Below are 13,075 nucleotides of genomic sequence, written 5' to 3' on the forward strand. Positions count from 1 at the left end.
TTCACCGCCGAGGGTCCGAACCGGCTGTGGGTCACCGACCCGACGATGATCCCGACCGGCGAGGGACCGCTGTGGCTGTCCGCGATCCGCGATGCCTTCTCGCGGCGGGTGGTGGCCTGGGAGACGTCCGCCCGCGCGGATGCCGACCTGGCCCTGTCCTCGCTCGAGTACGCACTCGCGTCCCGCGAGGTCGAGCCCGGCCAGCTCATTCATCACGCCGACGACATCGGGCGGAAGCAGTATGGCGATGGCTTGAGGCTTGCCTCGGGTGCGCCGCTGGAGCCAATCGCCGGGGAGGGCGCCGGTGGGGCGTACTTCCTGTGTGCTGAGGAGGACGGCCGCCGGCCAGTAGTGTTCGCGAGTTCCGAAGGGGAAGGCGGGCTGCTCGCCAATGACCTAGCGGACGCGCTGGAGATCATCATCGGGCTGGCGTGGCAGGAATGCCTCACGTTCTCAGGCGGGGGTGATGTGGAGGTCATGCAGATCTCCGCTCAACACCTCGAACGGTCCCGTGACAAGTACAACCCGGATATCGACAAGGAAGCTGCCCACGTGGCCACAGCCCTGTCGCTGTGTATCGTGCCTGTCACCGACCTCGTCATCCGACCGCAGGCAGCCGCCTCAAAAACCGAACCAGACTACGTCGTGACCACAGACGACGGGCAGGCATTTGACCCACTGTTCGGCGAGCACTCGGAGCCTTGCCACGGTGGCTGACGCTGAACCTAACCGACCCCTGCCCGCCAGTCGCACCGTCATCGGCATCTCGGCTGATATCTGAGAGGGAGTGAAGGCGGATTCTAGGGGGCGTCGCAACACGTGGTCGGGTTGAAGTCGTGCGTCGTGGGCCACCGCGTGGCACAGAGAGAAGACCGACGGGGGCCGTCTGCGGGAGGGGTGAGGCGCCGGGAAAACCGATTGGCCGCTGGCTTACGGTTTCCGCATGACGACTACACTCCGGTTGGCAACGGTTACTTCCGCCAACGTCGACGCTGCGATCGGCCTGAAGGTTCGCCCCGACCAGGAGCACTTGGTCGCGCCGGTCGTGAAATCCCTCGCCGAGGCGTACGTGTACCCGGACATAGCTTGGCCCCGCATCATCTTCGACGGTGACCGGCCCGTCGGATTCCTCATGGCCTTCCTCGACATCGACTTCGCGGGCGACGGCACGGGCACCGACATCCGCTCGGGGCTGTGGCGGCTCAACATCGCGGCCGGCGAACAGGGCCGCGGCTATGGCCGCTTCGCGGTCGAGTCCGTGGCCGCTGAAATCCGCCGCCGCGGCGGCACTCGACTGACCACCACCTGGCACCCGGGCGAGGGCGGCCCCGAGGGTTTCTACTTGGGGCTCGGGTTTCGGCCGACGGGGGAGATGAGCGGGGACGACAAGGTCGGGGAGTTGGAGTTGGGCTAGTGCCCCTCCCGGCAAGCTTTGCCCCGTCGCGCCGCCCAGCACGCCCGCTCGCCGCGTTGGCCACAAGCCCTGGTAGCTCCTTCCCCAAGCTCTCAGCTTCGTTCGAGCAGGGGAGACCCCATCCAAGGACTTCCGGCCGCCTTGCGATCGCACGCACTGGACGACGCTCCTCACGGGGCAAACATTGCCGGTCACGGCACTAGATAGATCCGCCGGACGTTGCGGTCCGCATGCCCCGCGTGCGCGGAGTCCTCCCGCTGACGGGCCCTTCGTTCCAGGTCAGGCGGCCGTTGCGGGTCGTGATTCGTAGAGGGTGCCGTCGCGGAGCATGGCGAACCTGACGACGCTGGTGCCGTGCGTGTCGAAAGTTCGACTCGATCTCGGCGTCCGTGCAGTTTCGCCACCGCTGGCGCGGGCGGGATGAACGTGTATGCCGTGGTCTTTCTGATCCTGATCGCGGGACGCTGGCGCTTGATGCGATCGGTCACGTCCCGTGGTGGCCGGAGGAACGACGAGAGACGACACTGGGATGGAGATGGTGGCCGAGGCGTCCAATGGGCGCGAGGCAGTTCAGCTGGCCGGTGCCAAGCGCCCGGATGTGGTCCTGATGGACATTCGCGTGCCGGAGATGGACGGCCTCGAGGCGACGCGGCTCATCGGCGAGTCCCGAGGACCTCGCAGGTGTGAAGGTGCTCATCCTGACCACCTTCGAGGATGACGAGCATGTCGCCGAGGCACTGCGTGCGGGTGCGAGTGGCTTTCTCGGCAAGGGTGCGCGACCCGAGGAGCTTCTCGATGCCGTCCGCACGGTCGCGGGCGGCGAGGCGCTGCTGTCCCCGGCGGCGACGCGAGCGTTGATCACTCGGTTTCTGGCCCAGCCGGACCCGTGCCAGGCATCCGCGCATGAGTGGCTGGAATGCTTGACGCCGCGAGAACGCGACGTCACGGGCCTGGTCGCACTGCGCCCGTCCAACGAAGAGATCGCCGATCGCCTGTTCGTCAGCCCGTTGACCGCCAAGACCCACGTCAACCGGGCCATGACCAAGCTGGCGGCTCGTGACCGTGCCCAGCTCGTCGTCATCGCCTACGAGTGCGGGCTGGTCAGTCCGGCGACCGAACCGGGTCGTCCGCAGGCGCCCGCATAAATCGTCGGCACGGTGTTCCGTGTTCCGCACCGGCCGTAGGCCGGCGCGGTGGATACTGCGGCCGTGGTAGCCCTAAATCGCTGCGCGGGGACGACGCGCGGGGGGCCGTTCCTGGGAGATGGTGAGACCATGAACGGAGGTTTCGCCATGATCGGAGCCCACTGCCTGACCACGGAGTACGGCGACGAGGCAGCCGTCGAGGAATGCCGCAGGTTCTGTGAACTGCTGGCCGGACACGCGCTCAAGACTCTCGCACCCGATGAGGCGAGCGCGGTGCGGTCTCACCTGGCAATCTGCGACACATGCCGGGACGAGCATGACTGCCTCGCAGCCGTGGCGGCACATCTGTCCCTTCTCCGCGACGCCCTGGCCTGCGGCAGAGGCCAAAACCGGCGGATGTGCGCGGTCACCCGGGCCGAATGCAGCCACGCGTCGCCCCGTCGCCGCAGCCCGGACCGGGCGGCCCTGCCCACGCAGATCACACTGTCCCAATGGGTCAGCAAGACCACGACGTACTTCGGGTGAGCGGATCTCGTGGAAGTGACGACGTGCCCGGGCCGGAAGCAAACCGGCCCTCAGGCCGACGGCAACCCATGAAGATCGCCATGACTCGGTCACCGTCGAAGCTGCGGATCTCGCCGGCCATAATCCCGGATGACCCGGCACGTGGCGTCCAGGCAGGCGTGGATCACCTTCGTCGCCATGGCGCTCGTGAAATCCCGGGACAGGCCGGTGAAAGTCGGTCAGGTCCGCGTAGAGGTAGACCGCGTCGATCTCGACGGCCCCGTTGCTGAGCTTCACGGTATCGGTCGTCGGCACGACAGTGCCCTCGCGGGCCTCCAGCCGGAGCAGACGACGTTCGTCACGGCTTTTTCGATACCTTCGGCACGTCCCACCATGCCCCTATCGGCGTATGAGATGAGTGGCGGCAAGGTAGACAGCTGCCACTGACAAATGACGGGTCCTCACACGGCTACTACGGCCTCGGTGCAGGCCCTGCAGACCAATGACCTTGCCCCTGCCGAAAACCTCATCCGCCCCATCAGGGCATCGACAACGCCCGCCCTCTGCACCCGTTGCCGGTCCCGATCAGCGATCCGGAGCAGATCGCTCGCCTCGACATACGGAGACGTGAACGGCTCGGCGGCATCCTTCACGAGTACCAACATGCCGCATGACCTGCACGGATGAGGCTTTCGGCAGGCGCAACGCTGTCGACCAGGACGGCAACGTGCTGGACATCCTGGTGCAGAGCCGCCGGGGCACGGCTGCGGCCAGGCGCTTCTTCCGCACGCTGCTGACGAAGGCGGGCGGGGTGCCGCGGGTGATCGTCACGGACAAGCTCCGCTCCTACGGCGCGGCCCACCGCAAGGTCATGCCCTCCGTCGAGCACCGTTCTCACAAGGGTCTGAACAACCGGGCCGAGAACAGTCATCAGCCCGCCCGGCAACGCGAACGGGCGATGAAAGGCTTCCGCGGCGTGGGCGCCGCGCAGCGGTTCCTGTTTGCGTTCAGCGGCATCTCACCCCACTTCCGGCCCCGCCGCCACCTGATGACGGGCACCCGACACCGCGCCGAAATGACCGTCCGCTTCACCATCTGGGAGCAGATCACCGGCGTCACCGGCCGGCCTGCCGCGGCCTGAGCCCAGGGCCGGCACCCGGCCCCACCACACCGTCAGACACCCACACACCCCCAACGTGACAACGCCCCGCCGGTCACCAGAAGGCGCCGCGGCCACGCTCTCCTCAGGCGATGACGACGACCTGCCCGTCGGGATCTCCGAACTCCGCCAGCGCCTGGGCCGCATCTTTTTCCGTGTCCTGTGGGAGCGCCCTGACCGGCGCAAACGCTGGGCCTTGCGGCACCGCAGCGAGCCCGCCGTCCACGAAATCGCCGACGAACTCGCCTGGACAGTCGCCGCGGACACGACCAGCATCGTCGACACTCACGACCTGGCCGCCACCATTCGGCACGCTTTCCTGGATGAATTCGCCACCGGCCGTGAGCTGGACGCGGACACCGAGAGCGGGCCAGGCTTCTACGGGATCACCCCAACGATCGCCAGGATGCTCGACTGGCTGGTCCGGCATCATCCTGAGCAGGCCCACCAGACCATCGCAGAGATCGTCGGAGACGCTGAACGGCGGTGGAACACGCCACGTGACGTCAGCGCCCGAACCCTCCGCACGGCCCTGTCTCTCGACGGCACCCTCGACAAAAAGACACGCACGGAGTTCCTCGACCTGGCCCTGCCACCCGAGAAAACTCCCTGAACCCCTCAACCGCGCAGCCCAGCAGCTGGTAGCACCGGCTGCTGGGCTTCCGGGCCACTGCACGGAGACAGCTGCTCTTGCTCAGTTTTCAAAGGCATTGCAACAGCGCCATGAGAACGTGAGCCCATGGATGCCGGGGGCCGGATAACCCTCGTGGTCGGAGTCGACGGAGGTCTCGGCTGGGGTGCAGCAGCCGGTGACGCCGGCCCCTCATCGTCCCCGATCCGGCGGTGCGCAACGAGTCTTGAGAAACGCTTTACGCGACGCACGCAACTGCGGCCCACGCCGTTGTCGTCTGACGGTGAGTCGGGCCCGTCAGGGCTGTGGAGCGAGAGAGCGGGGCAGGTCGTGGGACGGCGCAAGGGCGGCATAGGGATCGCACTCGTCACGGGTGTGATGCTGGTGGGCGCGAGTGCCTGCGGTGGGGGCGGCAGTGACAAGGCGAGCGGGGACGACGCAAAGGCGTCGGGCAAGCCGAGCGCGAGTGTCTCGCCGTCACCGACGGAGCCCGCGGGTCCGCCGATGCTGCTGGAGACGATCACGCCACAGACGGGAACCACGGTCGGTGTGGTCATGCCGATCTCGGTGATCTTCACGAACCCGGTGGCGGCCAGGGCGCGGGCCACGGTGGAGAAGCACATGAAGGTGAGCGCCTCGCAGCCGGTGACCGGCGCCTGGCACTGGTTCGGCGACAAGCGCGCCGACTGGCGGCCGAAGGCGTACTGGCCCTCCGGTACGACGGTGAAGATCGACGCCGACATGAAGGGCGTCAGCAACGGCAACGGACGCTACGGCGTGCACAGCTACACGCACACCTTCAAGATCGGTGACGACGTGCGCGCGGATGTCTCGGTGACCGGCCACACCATGAAGGTGACCCGGAACGGCAAGGTGGTGCGCACCCTGTCGATCAATGCGGGCAGCGCCCAGTATCCGACGTGGAACGGCACGATGGCCGTCATCGACAAGCAGGAGAAGGTGCACATGACCTCCTGCAGCGTCGGTATCAGCTGCGACAAGGGCAGCCCCAACTACTACGACCTGACGCTGCCCTGGGACGTCCACCTCACTCAGTCCGGCACATACGTGCACTACTCGACCGGCGACCCGAATCCGGGAAGCGGCAGCGCCCGCGGCTCGCACGGCTGCGTCCACCTGTCCATGTCGGACGCCAAGTGGTTCTACGGCCAGGTGAAGCAGGGCGACCCCGTTACCATCACCGGCTCGCCCCGTGCCAAGGCGCCGGCCGACAACGGCTACGCCGACTTCAACCTGGGATGGGACCAGTGGCTCGCGGGCAGCGCCAACGGGGAGGAGATGACCGCGACGCTGTGACACGCTGCGGTGGCGGCGCCGGTCAGCACCCAATGATGTTGACCGCGAGGCCACCGTCGTACTCGCCCTTCGGGCTGACCCGAAACGGCTGGCCCTCCGGCACACGCCCACTCGTCCAACCGCTGGTCGCGGCCAGCGAGCAGGGCACTGGGCGTTGTCACGTTGTTGGGTGTGTGAGTCCGTGACGATGTGCAAGGCGTGGCCGGCCCGAGTGTCTGCTCCGGATCAGGCCGTCGCGGGCTGGCCGACGGCGCCGATGATCATCTCCCAGATGACGAAGCGGATGGTCATTTCGGCTCGGTAGTCGGGGGCAGTGAGTAGGTGACGTCGGGGTCGGAAGTAGGGTGAGATGCCGCTGAACGCGGACAGGAACCGCTGCGCTCCACCCACACTCCGGAAGCCCTTCACCGCCCGTTCACGCTGCCGGGTGGGCTGGTGGGAATTCTCCGCCCGATTGTTGAGACCCTTGTGGGAGCGGTGCTCGACCGAGGCATGACCTCGCGGTGGGCGGCGCCATAGGAGCGGAGCTTGTCCGTGACGACCACCCTGGGCACCGCGCCCGTGTTCTTCAGCGGGCGGCGGAAGAACCGCCTAGGTGTACTGACCCGTGAGGTTGGGGACGCGGCTGGCGGGTGGTTGGCCCTTGAGCGCGGTGTGTCCGCGGTGGTGATTGTAGGTGTGCAGCCAGACGGGGTATGCCTCGCGTCGTTCGGTCTCGGTCCGGTATGCCTTCGCATAGGCCCACTCGTCCAGCAGGGTTCGGTTGAACCGCTCCACCTTCCCGTTCGTCTGTGGCCGGTAGGGACGGGTGCGTTTGTGTGAAATGCCTTGCTCGGCAAGGGCGTTGCGCCACAGATGCGACTTGTAGCAGGAGCCGTTGTCGGTCAGTACCCGCTGGACGGTGATACCGGCGGCGGTGAAGAAGTCGTGGGCGCGCTGCCAGAACCCGACGGCGGTCTCCTTCTTCTCGTCGGTGAGGATCTCGCTGTAGGCCAGGCGGGAGTGGTCGTCGACGGCGTTGTGCAGGAAGCTCATGCCGACGCCGGCGCGGTTCTTGCGGCCGGCGGCCCGGCCGAGGACCTTGTGGCCGCCGCCGTCGGGGATGTTCCCGAGTTTCTTGATGTCGACGTGGACCAGGTCGCCGGGGGCGGCGTGCTCGTAGCGCCGGATCGTGCGGCCGGTGGCCCGGTCCAGGTGGGTCAGGCGGGCCAGGCCGTAGCGGGTCAGGACCCGGTGGACGGTCGCGGGGTTCAGCCCGAGGAGGTAGGCGATGCGGGCCGGCCCCCACCGGCGCAGGACGCGGACCTTGATGATCCGCCGCTCGGTACGGGTCGGGGTCCGGCGCGGGCTGTGGTGCGGGCGCGAGGACCGGTCGGTCATGCCGGCCTCGCCCAGCTCGCGGTAGCGGCCGGCCCACCGCTGAGCCGTCGTGGGCGAGACCTGGAAGCGTTCGGCGGCCCGGCGAAGGGGCCGGCCGTCTTCCACGACGCAGCGGGCCAGACGCAGGCGGCCGGTCTCGGTCAAGGGTGCATTACGGTGGGGCATGAGGGCCTTCTGTTCGTTCGATGTCGATGTCGCAATCCACACCGAACCCGGAAGGCCCTCACTCATTCAAGATCACCCGACCGTGATCACTGTCACCAACCTCCATGGACAGAACACCTAGCTGTCCCGTAAATGGTCTACGACGTGGCGGCTGACCAGATTGTTCCCGTGTCACCCAGCGAGGGTGAGGTTGTGCAGGCGGGCGATGCCGAGCATGGCATGGTGCACGCCATCGCCCTGGAGGCGGCAGTCTCGGAGGGATTGCAGGAAGGCATGGAAGGCGGATGACGCGCGAACGACCTGCTCGTGGAATTCACCGACATCGATTACCTCGACGCCGACTATGCCTGACCCGACGTATCGGCTACCGCCGCTGCTCTCCGTCCTGCGACAGGCCGCGGCCTCGCCGCCACGACACCCACCCGGGAGCCGGCTGTGCCTGAGGACCTGAGCACGGACACAGTGGCGCTGCTCGACGTTTGCTGTCGCAGGACATCCGGCAGCCGCCGTTGCGCTGTGGTTCGGTGCAACGGCGGCTGTGTCGGCAGGGCTGTTACTACAGTTCCCGCTCGATCTGGTTCTCGCTGATCTTGTCTTCGCGCATGGTCGCCTCGTTCTGGACGGCGTAGCGAGTCTGCGCCCCGCTGCCCTCGGTGTGCCGGATCTCGCCGCGCTGAAGCTCGTCCTGCTGGTCCCGGTACTCCACGTGCTGTCCCTTGCGGTAGGGCATGGGAATCTCCAAGTCTCGTGTGGGTCGCTGGGGGCTGGCCCCGCTCGTTCGGCAGGGGCGCCCCTCTTGGCGCCCGCGACTATCGCCAGGCGCACTGACAGTCCACCCCCAACTCCGCGCTACAGCAACCACTACGGGCCGAATGGAGGACGCCTCGTCCACCCTGCCGGCCCGTCGAGCACCACGCATTCTCCGGCCAGCGCTCCGCGGTCAAGGTGCCCACGAACGGCTCAACAGATTCGCTGCTGCATCCGCCTACCCCAGCCTCGGTGCCGCCGCGATCGGTCGCATGGTCGCGGGTGGGACCGTCGCGTGTCGCTGCGGCTGCGCCGGGGTTCCACGGCACCCGGAGGTGGTGCGGGTGCTCTCCTTCCTTGTAGCCCTCCTGGAGGCTGCCGTCCTGGTGCAGGGAGGTCTCCCAGGCGGCCTCGGGCAGCTTCGCGATGGCCCGCTCGTCGTCTTCGGTGATCTTCCAGCCGACGGTGTAGCGGACCGTGCGCCGCGTGGTGTTCAACGCTTCGAGGTGTTCCAGCAGCCCGTGGGTGGCTCCGGCCCCGTCCACCCGGATGAGGATCTTCGCGGCCGAGGAGCCGGGGATCTGCGCGAGGGCGTCGGTGAGCATGGCGATGTGGTCGGCCACCGTGTTCGCTCCGGCGTTGCCCGGTCGCAGGAGCATGGCCAGGGACTCGGTGGTGTTCGCGCACCACGCGGCCAGCGGAGTACCGGTAGGCCACAGGCGAGGTGTCCGCGCGAGGCGCGGACCCTTTTCCGGTGGCCCCCGGCCCGAACCGCCCGTGCGGGTTTCACCGCAGGCGGCTCTCCAGTGATCTTCGTGGTTCCGTCAGCCGTCGGCATGGATGGAGGTGTGACAGTCCCGGCAGGCCACGAGGGCTTTGCGCCGTTTCCTGAGCATCACCGTCACCCATGCCGGGTGGGGCTGCCTGCGTTCGGACAGGTCTGTAAGGCTGCGGACGTGATGGACGGCGATGCCGTCCGTACCCCCACAGACCTCGCAGTACCCGGCGAGGAGTCTGGAGACCAGTTCTCTGCGCCGGGCCACCGATCGGGTCGTGGATTTGTCGATGATCAGAGCGGTTCTCTGTCGTTGCAGCGGAATACCGCCGAACCGTGCGACCAGCGGGTTCCTGCCGGGACGCTCAGTGGTGACCTGCAGGCACGCGCGGGGCCCGACCGGGGTGTCGATCTTGGACCTGTACTTGCGGGCCATGGTCGAGACGGTCGAGCGGTGCTTGCCGGCGAGCGTCTTGAGCAGCGAGGTCTCCATGACCCAGCAGAGCAGGGACAGGCGGAAGACATCGCTGGCGAGCAGGTAGTATTGGACGATGCCCCGGTATTCGGCTCCGTAGGTCCTGACGATGTCCCGGTCGGGGACGGCGAACAGGTCGGAGCGGTGCGCGGGTTTGCCGCGTTTGAGGTAGCGGGAGCAGTAGACGTTAACCACCGGAATCGGCACGCGCAGTCGGATCACGCCGTTGACGGACCTCCGCCCGTTCGTGACCTTTGTGCTGCTGTGCTGGACGGTGATCTCATAGCCGAGGAACCGTGCCGCCCGGGTGCGGGCGTAGGTGATCAGGGTTTTATCGGGCGACAGTTCGAGCTTGAGATCGTCTCGCAGGAACTGGGCCAGCCGTGCCTTGATCTCCTCGGCTTCGGCCTTGGGTCCGATGAACCCGAGCAGGGTGTCATCCGCGTAGCGGATGTAACGGAGCCTGCGGTAGCCCGGGTCCTGTGGATCCGAGCTGGGCAGGGACCGCAACCGCTGGCGCAGTTTCCTGAACTCGGCGTGGTCGCCTCGTCCGTGGGCTCTGCGCATCGCGTAGTACACCCTGTGGTACTCCCGGTTCGGTCGCCGGGAGCGCCCTCGGGTGTATTCCGGGATAAGGACCTTCTCGATGAAGGTGTCCAGCCGGTCCAGGTAGATGTTCGACATGATCGGGGACGCGACCCCACCCTGCGGGGAACCGCTGAGGGTCGCGTTGAAGATCCAGTCTTCCAGGTACCCGGCTTGCAGCATGTGTCTGATCAGCCGGAGAAACCGGCCGTCGCGGATGTTCGCCGCCAGCGTCGTCATCATGACGTCGTGGTCGAGGCTGCCGAAGCAGTCGGCGATGTCCCCCTCGACGAACCAGGTCGTGCCCTGCCACGTGTCCGCGATCTTGCGAAGTGCGGTGTGGCAGCCTCGGCCTGGCCGGAAACCGTGGGAGGCGTCACTGAAGGTCGGCTCGTAGTACGCCTCCAACAGCAGACGCACGACTTCCGCCACCAGCTTGTCCGTCCACGAAGGGAGGCCAAGCGGGCGGCGCTTGCCATTCTTCTTCGGGATGTAGACCCGTCGTGCCGGACTCCACCGGAAACGCTTGTGGCGCAGCGCGTCGATGACGCGTCCGATCTTGTCCAGTGACATGCCGTCCACGGTCTCCCCAGTCGCCCCGGGCGTCATCGCCCCCTGATTGGAGTAGAGACGCCCATAGGCCAACAGGTACAACTGCGGGTTGAACAATTGTCGATACAGCTCCTCGCACGGCAGGTTGCGCCTGCCGCGTTCACGCAGGACACCCAGCACCGTTTCGGCGCTCTGTATTTCGCATACCTCCCAGACCGGGATGTCCGATCACCTGTGCCCCTTCGCCCTGCGGACGGCGTTACCGTCATCCTTGGCAGGCCGTGACCCCTGCGACTACTACGGGCACTCCGTCGCCCTAGGACTCGCGTCCCGTAGGCGATCCCATGTTCGTCTCCGACGTACGTAACAGCGTGATGTAGGCGCCCCACTCATCCCCTTGAACGCTCTGACTGAGCGTCGCGTCGCCGTCCGGAAGGTGCGGCGGCCATTCCATCAAGCCGCTGCAGACGACGACACCGGCTTCGGACGCCTTGCCGGTGGGGTCTTCGTTGCCCCCGCTGGGGATTGGGGTTCAGGCAGTCCAGCTTTCGCCGTGTCACGCGGGCCACCTGGCGCGCCGTCCGTAGCGTCTCGGCACGGCCGCCAGTTTCCTGACATGCTCTTGTTCCGTCACCGTTTCCGGATCGGGTGAGTCATCAGGCCCAGGAACCTCCTTCCAAGTCCCTCCCGGCTCAGCCGGGGATACGCCAGAGCGCCTCATGGCGCACTGAAACCCGAACGTCTTTTTGAAGGTGACCGCTGCCCCGGCCTTCTTCGACGCCGCTGTGATGATGGTGGCGTCGACGTCGATGACGATCCAGCCGGTCACCCGCTTGCCGGCCACCGTCAGCCAGGGGAAGCCGCCTGGCCGCAGATGCAGCCGGCCCCACACGTGCCGGCGCACCCTCGCCCGCACCTGTCCGATCTTCACCAGGGCGGCCTCATCGAGCGCGGCCAGCATGCGGCGGGCGGTGGAGTCCGAGGCCGCCGGCCCGAACAACGGCCGGTGATGAAGCTGGAGCTGCTCGGCCTCCGACAGGTTCGCCGCCCCGAGCGTGATCGCGGCAGCCAGGTGCACCAGCACACCCGCGCGTTCCCGCCAGCCGGCCGCCGTGCTGGACGGCAACACCCTGGCCAGCGCGTCCGTCAGCCCCGTGCGGTCCGCGCACCGGCGCAGCAACACCGCCCCGGCATGCCCGACCAGTCTCTTCCCGTCAGCCACCACGGACAGCCGACGGTCCCACCCTGTACGCTCAACCACCAGAAAGGTGCCCTGACTTCTGCAACGGATACGACCTAGACACTCGCATCCTCGCAGGTCAGCGGCACCTTCCTGCTATCGAGCCGTCAGGTCGCCCAATTCCGCTGAATATCCAGGGTCGACGGATCCGGGCTCAGCTCCGCCTCGGGGCTCCGGTCGTGGCCCTGGCTTGGCGATGGCGTCGCCGCGTCTGCAGGAGGAAGAGAGCGGTTCCGGTGGCGGCGAGGAGTACCGCGGCGATCACCCAGGGCCAGGGGGACCATTCGTCGATACAGGCTTGCTCGGTCGCGGTCGTCGTGCAGACGGGTCCTGGTCCTCCGCGGTTGAGGTACGCGATGTACAGAAGGGGCAGGCTCGGCCCTGCTATCACCCCCGGCAGGCCGCGGCGGGGCGCCTCTCGGATGCTGAGTGCCACCGCCCCCGCGGCTGCCACGGCCAGGACGAGTGGGCCGATCGAGAGCAGGCTGACGATGCCCAGGCCGATGGCCGCGCCTATCAGGAACCAGCACAGGAACCAGCACCCTTCTGGCAAGCGCGCGACGTTGGGTCTGCGGACGGGCTGCTGCGGTGCGCTGGTGCTGTCCATGAGCTGGCTGACCTCCGGGTTGGACGGGCTGGGAAGGCTGGTGTAGGTGGCGGTTGGGGGAGCTTGCCGGGGTTCCTTGGGGAGTAGGCTCAGCCGCGGTGTTTCGCCGACCGGCCGCGGCGGCGGTAAGACGCCAGCGGGAGCCTGTCGAGCAGGGAGGCGATGACTGCTGCCCTGTCGAAGAGGCGCAGTGCCGGGGCCTGGTCGCCGTCAAGGCTCGCCAGCATCTCTAGTCCCAGGTACTGATGACCTGCGGGTTTGTGTCGGTGGTGGTTCGGCATCGTGTCGTCCAAGACAGCTTGTACCGCAAGGAGCTCCGTTGCCTGTTCATTCTGTCTCGCCGCCGGCATTGTCGGCCATCACCCGTACGGTGACTGTG

At 67.3% G+C, this 13,075-nt stretch carries 13 protein-coding genes and 4 pseudogenes; 8 read left to right on the forward strand and 9 right to left on the reverse strand.

What is annotated here, in order from left to right:
- The 8 genes and pseudogenes from ACGFSA_RS33615 to ACGFSA_RS33650 form a co-directional block, all read left to right on the forward strand.
- On the forward strand, nt 1-717 hold a 717-nt coding region (locus tag ACGFSA_RS33615; RefSeq protein ID WP_393309823.1), incomplete at its 5' end, for a DDE-type integrase/transposase/recombinase.
- 226 nt (nt 718-943) lie between these two features.
- Nucleotides 944-1,414, forward strand: coding sequence for a GNAT family N-acetyltransferase (locus tag ACGFSA_RS33620; RefSeq protein ID WP_393309825.1), 471 nt, complete (start codon nt 944-946; stop codon nt 1,412-1,414).
- 529 nt (nt 1,415-1,943) lie between these two features.
- Nucleotides 1,944-2,559 (forward strand): annotated as a pseudogene (locus tag ACGFSA_RS33625) (response regulator); the annotation flags it as partial.
- Nucleotides 2,560-2,688: 129 nt separating this feature from the next.
- Nucleotides 2,689-3,084, forward strand: coding sequence for a zf-HC2 domain-containing protein (locus ACGFSA_RS33630; RefSeq protein WP_393309826.1), 396 nt, complete (start codon nt 2,689-2,691; stop codon nt 3,082-3,084).
- A gap of 141 nt (nt 3,085-3,225) precedes the next feature.
- A complete protein-coding gene (locus ACGFSA_RS33635) occupies nt 3,226-3,510 on the forward strand; it encodes a hypothetical protein (protein ID WP_393309827.1) in 285 nt (94 codons plus the stop codon).
- 259 nt (nt 3,511-3,769) lie between these two features.
- Nucleotides 3,770-4,204 (forward strand): annotated as a pseudogene (locus ACGFSA_RS33640) (transposase); the annotation flags it as partial.
- 55 nt (nt 4,205-4,259) lie between these two features.
- A complete protein-coding gene (locus ACGFSA_RS33645) occupies nt 4,260-4,835 on the forward strand; it encodes a hypothetical protein (protein WP_393309828.1) in 576 nt (191 codons plus the stop codon).
- Between the two features lie 396 nt (nt 4,836-5,231).
- Nucleotides 5,232-6,170, forward strand: a complete 939-nt coding sequence (locus tag ACGFSA_RS33650) for an Ig-like domain-containing protein (RefSeq protein WP_393309835.1) — start codon at nt 5,232-5,234, stop codon at nt 6,168-6,170.
- A gap of 225 nt (nt 6,171-6,395) precedes the next feature.
- Here the strand turns inward: ACGFSA_RS33650 and ACGFSA_RS33655 are convergent.
- The 9 genes and pseudogenes from ACGFSA_RS33655 to ACGFSA_RS33695 all read right to left on the reverse strand — a co-directional run.
- Nucleotides 6,396-6,763 (reverse strand): annotated as a pseudogene (locus ACGFSA_RS33655) (DDE-type integrase/transposase/recombinase); the annotation flags it as partial.
- Nucleotides 6,762-7,715: an IS481 family transposase gene (locus ACGFSA_RS33660; protein WP_393309829.1), complete on the reverse strand. Its 954-nt coding sequence runs from the start codon at nt 7,713-7,715 to the stop codon at nt 6,762-6,764. The gene ACGFSA_RS33660 and the pseudogene ACGFSA_RS33655, both read right to left, overlap by 2 nt.
- Nucleotides 7,716-7,886: 171 nt before the next feature.
- Nucleotides 7,887-7,973: pseudogene (locus ACGFSA_RS33665) on the reverse strand (IS5/IS1182 family transposase); the annotation flags it as partial.
- Between the two features lie 298 nt (nt 7,974-8,271).
- Complete coding sequence (locus ACGFSA_RS33670) at nt 8,272-8,445, reverse strand: hypothetical protein (protein WP_393309837.1); 174 nt, start codon at nt 8,443-8,445, stop codon at nt 8,272-8,274.
- Nucleotides 8,446-8,524: 79 nt separating this feature from the next.
- Nucleotides 8,525-9,121, reverse strand: a complete 597-nt coding sequence (locus ACGFSA_RS33675; RefSeq protein ID WP_393309830.1) for a hypothetical protein — start codon at nt 9,119-9,121, stop codon at nt 8,525-8,527.
- 165 nt (nt 9,122-9,286) lie between these two features.
- Complete coding sequence (locus ACGFSA_RS33680; protein ID WP_393309836.1) at nt 9,287-11,047, reverse strand: reverse transcriptase domain-containing protein; 1,761 nt, start codon at nt 11,045-11,047, stop codon at nt 9,287-9,289.
- A 358-nt stretch (nt 11,048-11,405) separates the two neighbouring features.
- Nucleotides 11,406-12,110, reverse strand: a complete 705-nt coding sequence (locus ACGFSA_RS33685; RefSeq protein ID WP_393309831.1) for a transposase — start codon at nt 12,108-12,110, stop codon at nt 11,406-11,408.
- Between the two features lie 133 nt (nt 12,111-12,243).
- Nucleotides 12,244-12,696, reverse strand: a complete 453-nt coding sequence (locus ACGFSA_RS33690) for a hypothetical protein (protein WP_393309833.1) — start codon at nt 12,694-12,696, stop codon at nt 12,244-12,246.
- A gap of 89 nt (nt 12,697-12,785) precedes the next feature.
- Nucleotides 12,786-12,923 carry a hypothetical protein gene (locus ACGFSA_RS33695; protein ID WP_393309834.1) on the reverse strand — a complete coding sequence of 46 codons (138 nt, stop codon included), beginning with the start codon at nt 12,921-12,923 and terminating at the stop codon, nt 12,786-12,788.
- Nucleotides 12,924-13,075: the final 152 nt, after the last annotated feature.

Origin of the sequence: Streptomyces sp. NPDC048496 (genome assembly GCF_043200055.1) — a bacterium.
Taxonomy (GTDB): Bacteria; Actinomycetota; Actinomycetes; order Streptomycetales; family Streptomycetaceae; genus Streptomyces.

Coding starts and splice junctions, on each gene's coding strand:
- ACGFSA_RS33650 (WP_393309835.1), top strand. CDS start 5,232: ATGCTGGTGGGCGCGAGTGCCTGCGGTGGGGGCGGCAGTGACAAGGCG.
- ACGFSA_RS33690 (WP_393309833.1), bottom strand. CDS start 12,696: ATGGACAGCACCAGCGCACCGCAGCAGCCCGTCCGCAGACCCAACGTC.
- ACGFSA_RS33660 (WP_393309829.1), bottom strand. CDS start 7,715: ATGCCCCACCGTAATGCACCCTTGACCGAGACCGGCCGCCTGCGTCTG.
- ACGFSA_RS33620 (WP_393309825.1), top strand. CDS start 944: ATGACGACTACACTCCGGTTGGCAACGGTTACTTCCGCCAACGTCGAC.
- ACGFSA_RS33695 (WP_393309834.1), bottom strand. CDS start 12,923: ATGCTGGCGAGCCTTGACGGCGACCAGGCCCCGGCACTGCGCCTCTTC.
- ACGFSA_RS33630 (WP_393309826.1), top strand. CDS start 2,689: ATGAACGGAGGTTTCGCCATGATCGGAGCCCACTGCCTGACCACGGAG.
- ACGFSA_RS33675 (WP_393309830.1), bottom strand. CDS start 9,121: ATGCTCCTGCGACCGGGCAACGCCGGAGCGAACACGGTGGCCGACCAC.
- ACGFSA_RS33670 (WP_393309837.1), bottom strand. CDS start 8,445: ATGCCCTACCGCAAGGGACAGCACGTGGAGTACCGGGACCAGCAGGAC.